The sequence below is a fragment of the Streptomyces niveus genome (genome assembly GCF_001723055.1).
Taxonomy (GTDB): Bacteria; Actinomycetota; Actinomycetes; order Streptomycetales; family Streptomycetaceae; genus Streptomyces; species Streptomyces niveus.
Genome location: NZ_MDCR01000207.1, coordinates 1 through 5,505, shown reverse-complemented (window position 1 = coordinate 5,505; position 5,505 = coordinate 1). Strand labels below are relative to the sequence as shown.

Annotated in this window: 7 protein-coding genes; 6 read left to right on the top strand and 1 reads right to left on the bottom strand. The window is 72.4% G+C overall.

Features of this window, described 5'->3' with window-relative positions:
- Positions 1-350: 350 nt before the first annotated feature.
- The 5 genes from BHU15_RS23655 (at position 351) to mscL (ending at position 4,709) form a co-directional block, all read left to right on the top strand.
- Positions 351-1,688 carry an MFS transporter gene (locus BHU15_RS23655; protein WP_069629040.1) on the top strand — a complete coding sequence of 446 codons (1,338 nt, stop codon included), beginning with the start codon at positions 351-353 and terminating at the stop codon, positions 1,686-1,688.
- 66 nt (positions 1,689-1,754) lie between these two features.
- Complete coding sequence (locus BHU15_RS23650) at positions 1,755-2,177, top strand: FmdB family zinc ribbon protein (RefSeq protein WP_069629039.1); 423 nt, start codon at positions 1,755-1,757, stop codon at positions 2,175-2,177.
- Positions 2,178-2,438: 261 nt separating this feature from the next.
- The gene (locus BHU15_RS23645) at positions 2,439-3,299 is read left to right on the top strand and encodes an S-methyl-5'-thioadenosine phosphorylase (RefSeq protein WP_069629041.1); all 861 of its coding nucleotides are present in this window, start codon (positions 2,439-2,441) and stop codon (positions 3,297-3,299) included.
- A gap of 138 nt (positions 3,300-3,437) precedes the next feature.
- Complete coding sequence (locus BHU15_RS23640) at positions 3,438-4,058, top strand: CpaB family protein (RefSeq protein ID WP_069629038.1); 621 nt, start codon at positions 3,438-3,440, stop codon at positions 4,056-4,058.
- 165 nt (positions 4,059-4,223) lie between these two features.
- A complete protein-coding gene (mscL, locus tag BHU15_RS23635) occupies positions 4,224-4,709 on the top strand; it encodes a large conductance mechanosensitive channel protein MscL (protein ID WP_031231168.1) in 486 nt (161 codons plus the stop codon).
- Positions 4,710-4,787: 78 nt separating this feature from the next.
- On the opposite strand, the gene BHU15_RS23630 is transcribed toward mscL, so the two are convergent.
- On the bottom strand, positions 4,788-5,030 hold the full coding sequence (locus tag BHU15_RS23630) for a hypothetical protein (protein WP_023541043.1): 243 nt from the start codon (positions 5,028-5,030) through the stop codon (positions 4,788-4,790).
- A 79-nt stretch (positions 5,031-5,109) separates the two neighbouring features.
- Between BHU15_RS23630 and BHU15_RS23625 the strand changes: the two genes are divergently transcribed.
- A partial coding sequence (locus tag BHU15_RS23625; RefSeq protein ID WP_171908433.1) for a P1 family peptidase occupies positions 5,110-5,505 on the top strand: 396 nt, incomplete at its 3' end.

The following is a 5,505-nucleotide window of genomic DNA, read 5'->3' as shown; positions in this document are numbered from 1 at the left end:
CTCGGCGACGCCCGTCGGCGGGGTGCCGTCGGGGGCGGGTTGCGTGGCCGCCGACGGGCGTCGCCGAGGAATCGAAGGCCGCGCCGCCCGGAGGCGTCAATCACAGGTACGGGCCGGGATCTTCCTGGTATTTCCCGGGTACGATGAGGTCTGTGCCTGTCGCGTCGAAGTGACGTGGCGCACCGACTTGATCGACCAACTCTGCCTGACGCAGAGCTGGCGCGACCGTATGGCGGCCGTGGTGTCCCCTTCAGTGGACCCGGGTATCTACCGCAGTTCCGCGCAAGAGGACAGCTCTCGGCAGCCCCCGTACGTCCGGGGCGCCACCAGGCGGCAGAAAGGCAAGGACCGTGTCCGACACGGTCGACACCACCACCGCCGGCGCTCCCGAGGGAACGACTCCGGCCCGCCGCCCGGGATACGGGCAGTTGCTGCGTACACCCGGCGCCTGGACGTTCCTGCTCCCCGGCTTCGCCGCGCGGCAGCCCTTCGCGATGCTGACGATCGGCATCGTCCTGCTCGTCGAGCACACCTCCGGTTCGTACGGCAGCGCGGGCATCGTCGCCGCCGTCACCGGTGTCTCCATGGCGCTCTTCGCGCCGCAGAACGGCAAGCTCGCCGACCGCTTCGGACAGCGGGCGGTGCTGGTGCCGGGCGTGCTGCTGCACGCGGTGTCCGTGACCGCCCTGATCGTGCTCGCGCTGGCCGGCGCGCCCCTGTGGGCGCTGTTCGTCGCCGCCGTACCGACAGGCGCCTCGATCCCCCAGGTGGGGCCGATGGTGCGGGCCCGCTGGGCGGCCGTGCTCGGCGGCTCCGAGGAGCGCGCGCGGCTGCTGCCGACGGCCGCGGCGTTCGAGTCCGTCACGGACGAGTTCACGTTCGTCATCGGGCCCGTCCTGGCGACCGCGCTGTGCACCGGCGTACACCCCGCCGCGGGGCTGATCGCCGCGGGGGCGCTGACGCTGGCGGGCGGGCTGCTGTTCGCCGCGCAGCGCCGTACGCAGCCGAAGGTGGCACGGCGGCGCGGTACGGCGGCTTCCGGGCCGGCCGGTGCGGGCCGCGCGCGTGTGTCGGCGCTGTCGGTGCCCGGCGTACGTGTGCTGGCCGTGGTCTTCCTCGGCATCGGCTCGGTCTTCGGCGGCATGCAGGTCTCGCTCACGGCCTTCGCCGACGAGATCGGCAACCCCGGCGTGAACGGTCTTCTGTACGGAGTCTTCGCCGCCGGCAACATGCTCGCCGGTATCGCGTGCGGCGCCATCGCCTGGAAGGCCGGTCCCCGCCGTCGGCTGATCAGCGGCTACGTCGGCCTGACGCTGGCCGCCTCCGGGCTGTGGGCCGTGCACTCGGTGCCGCTGCTCGGCGGGCTCGGTCTGCTGGTCGGGCTCTTCATCGCGCCCGCGCTGATCAGCGGCTACACCCTGATCGAGGCGCTGGTCCCGGCCGGGGCCCGTACGGAGGCCTTCACCTGGCTGACGGGCGCGGTCGCGCTGGGCCAGGCCGGGGCGGTGTCGGTGGCCGGTCAGCTGGCGGACGCGCACGGCGCGAGCGCCGGATTCGTGGTGCCGCTGGTGGGCACGGCACTGGCTCTGGCCACGCTTCTTGTGCTCCGTTCGCGGCTCACGCCGAAGGCATCAGGGCTCGTCGCGGCGCGTGGAATGGGTCACCGCGTGCCGGTGGCAGTGGACTGATCCAGCGGAATACGTCACTATGGAGCGTCGTTAGCACTCATTGAGTGAGAGTGCCAGGAGGAACAAGTGCCGACCTACCAGTACCAGTGCACCGATTGTGGCGAGGGCCTCGAGGCGGTGCAGAAATTCACCGACGATTCCCTCACCGTGTGCCCCGCGTGCCAAGGACGCCTGAAGAAGGTGTTCTCGGCGGTCGGCATCGTTTTCAAGGGCTCCGGTTTCTACCGGAACGACAGCCGCGGCTCGTCGACGAGCAGCACGCCGGCCAAGGCGGGCGCGTCGAACAACTCCGGTGACTCGGGCGGTTCGAGCGACAAGTCGTCGTCGGGCTCGTCCTCGTCGGACTCCAAGTCCGCGTCGACGTCCGCTTCCGCTTCAGCCTCGTCGTCGAACGGCTCGTCGTCGTCCTCGTCGGGCTCGGGTTCCTCCGGCTCGAAGTCGAGCGCGTCGAGCGGCAGCTCCGGCTCCAGCGGTCCCGCCGCCGCCTGATCATCCGCTTTCTCCTCCGGGACCCCGCCGTTCGGTACGGCGGGGTCCTCGGCGTTCCCGTACGGCGGCGCGTGGGCCCGTCCGGCTAGGGTCTGTCGTTTGGATCAGGCCGGATCAGGGAGCGGGGTCTGGTGCGTGCGATCGCAAGGCGGAGGAAGGAGCCCACGCGGAGCGTCGGCGACTGACGACAACGCGGCGAGCGTGCGTGCCAGGGACCGCGAGCCCGGCAAGAACCGAACGACAGGCCCTAGGGTGATCGTCATGGCGACCAAGGCGAACGCAGAGGGCTCGGAGACCGCGGAGATCGGCGTCATCGGCGGCTCGGGCCTGTACTCATTCCTGGACGACGTGACCGAGGTCACCGTCGACACCCCCTACGGACCGCCCAGCGACTCGCTGTTCCTGGGCGACGTCGAGGGCAGGCGCGTCGCGTTCCTGCCCCGTCACGGGCGCGCGCACGACATCGCGCCGCACCGCATCAACTACCGCGCCAACCTGTGGGCGCTGCGGTCGGTCGGCGTGCGGCAGGTGCTCGGCCCGTGCGCGGTGGGCGGGCTGCGGGCGGAGTTCGGCCCGGGGACACTGCTCGTGCCGGACCAGCTGGTGGACCGTACGAAGGCCCGTACGCAGACGTTCTACGACGGTGTGCCGCTGCCCGGCGGAGGGGCGTCGAAGGTCGTCCACATCTCGCTCGCCGACCCGTACTGCCCCGAGGGGCGGGAGACGGCGCTCGCCGCGGCGCGCGGGCGTGAGTGGGAGCCGGTGGACGGCGGGACGCTGGTCGTCGTCGAGGGCCCGCGCTTCTCCACCCGCGCCGAATCGCGGTGGCACGCGTCGATGGGGTGGTCGGTGGTCGGGATGACGGGTCACCCCGAGGCGGTGCTCGCCCGTGAACTGGGGCTCTGCTACACGTCGTTGACGCTCGTGACCGACCTGGACGCCGGGGCCGAGACGGGCGAGGGGGTCTCGCACGAGGAGGTGCTGAAGGTCTTCGCTTCGAACGTCGACCGGCTGCGCACGGTGCTGTTCGACACCGTGGGCGGGCTTCAGGCCGGCGAGACGCGGGACTGTCTGTGCTCGCACGCGCTGGACGGCATCGATACGGGGCTTGAGCTGCCGTAAACGCCCGGGGCGGGTCTCGTTCGGGTGAGCGAGATATCCACAACCGGGTAGTTGTCCACAGGCTTCGGCGGGATCTCGGCCGGGCGTGGATCGTGAGGAGCGGCCAGCAGAAACTCCTCACGCCAGGTGGTGGTTGCCATGTCCCGTTCCTCTTCGCATTCCCTTCCGCCCGTGCCCGCGCCCGCGCCGGTGCCGGTGCCCGCGCCGGTCGTCGCCGCGCCCGCCCCGTGCGGGGTGCCGGCGTTCGATCCGCTGCGGGTACGCGGGGGTGGCCAGCGGCTGCGCAGGGCGCTGCTCCGGCGGCGGCGCGCGTTCGCGGCCGGACTGGCCGTGACGGCCGCCGCGTTGGCGGCGTCCGGCGCGGGTGGGCCCGGTACCGCGGCCGGGGCGGAGGACCGCGCGGAAGCCGCGGCCCGCGCGGCGTCGGGTGGTGCGTCGGCCGCCTCGGGCGCCGCTGCTCAACCTGGCGCAGCGCGCGTGGAGTTGGTGACGGCTCCGGTACGGATCGCGGATGTGGCGACGGTCCGGCTGCTGCGTCCGGGCGACCGGGTCGACGTGATCGCCGCCGCCCACTCCCCCGGCGGCGGGGAGTCGGACGCCCGGGTGCTCGCCAGGGGCGTGCGCGTGCGATCCGTTCCACCGGCGCTGGAGAGCGCGACCGATGGCGGGGCGCTGGTCCTGCTGACCGTCGCGCGGGAGGTGGCCGCTGAGTTGGCGGGCGCGGGCACGAACTCCCGGCTGGCGGTGACGTTGTGGTGAGCCGCCCTGTGCCGGTCCGGGCTTTTAGCCGTCGTACTGATGAGCAGACTGGTCACACGAAAGCATGGGCGGATTGGACAGCCGGGGCGCGAGTTGCCCATGGTGTCCAGGCGATTGGTGGTCCCGGTCGCCGTCCCCATGGCACATACGACGAAGGGCTCACGGGTGAGCGACAAGAAGGAGAGCGTGTTGGAGGGCTTCAAGGCCTTCCTGACGCGTGGCAACGTGATCGACCTCGCGGTCGCGGTGGTCATCGGCGCCGCGTTCACCAACGTGGTGAACTCCCTGGTGAAGGGCATCATCAACCCGGTCGTCGGCGCGTTCGGCACCAAGGATCTGAATCACTACAGCTCGTGTCTCAAGGCCCCTTGCGAGACGAACGCAGCGGGCGAGGTCGTGTCGGGCATCCCGATCTTGTGGGGGTCGGTGCTCAGCGCGACGCTCAGCTTCCTGATCACCGCCGCCGTCGTGTACTTCCTGATGGTCCTGCCGATGGCGAAGTATCTGGCCAGGCGGGCGCGGCAGCAGGCCGCCAAGGAGCAGGTGGAGGAGGTCCTGGAGGTGAGCGAGCTGGAGGTGCTGAAGGAGATCCGCGACGCCCTGGTGGCTCAGCGGCGTGGGCCGGAGCAGAGCGGCACCGGCACCCCGTAGGGCCGGTCCGGCCGGTGTGGCCGGTCCTGCTGGTCCTCGGGGGACGGGTCACGGCCGGGGCGGTCGGGCTCCGGGCGGTCAGATGTGGTGGGGCGGCTTCTCGTCCAGGAAGCGGGCCAGGTCGGCGGCGCTGTCGCCGCTCGCGGCCGGCCGCTCTCCCCACCCGGCGTCCGTGTCGTCGGAAGACTGCCGGTCCAGCGGGTCGTCGAAGACGAGCGGCGGCTTGGGCGGGCCCGGTTTCGGGGGCGCCGGCTTGGGCGGGGCCGGTCGCGGGGGTTCCGTGACGGTGTCGCGCGGTCCGGGTGTGCGGGCGGTACTCATGTGTCCAGGGTACGGCGGTGGGCGTGGCGGACGCGGGGATCCGCCGTGGCGGGGTCCGGCTCCGTGGTACGCAGGGCTCATGGCAACCAATGACGCATTGACGGATGTGGCGGGGATCCGGGTCGGCCACGCGCGGGTGGGCGGGGACCGGGCGCTCAGCGGGACGACGGTCGTGCTGGCGCCGGAGGGCGGGGCGGTCGCCGCCGTGGACGTACGGGGCGGTGGCCCCGGCACCCGGGAGACGGACGCGCTCGATCCGCGGAATCTCGTGCAGCGGGTCGAGGCGGTCGTGCTGACCGGCGGCAGCGCGTACGGGCTCGACTCCGCAGCCGGGGTGATGGCGTGGCTGGAGGAGCGGGGGCGGGGTGTGCGGGTCGGGCCCGACCCGGCCCAGGTCGTGCCGGTCGTGCCTGCCGCCTGTGTCTTCGACCTGGGGCGCGGTGGGGACTGGCGGGCCCGCCCCGACGCCACCACG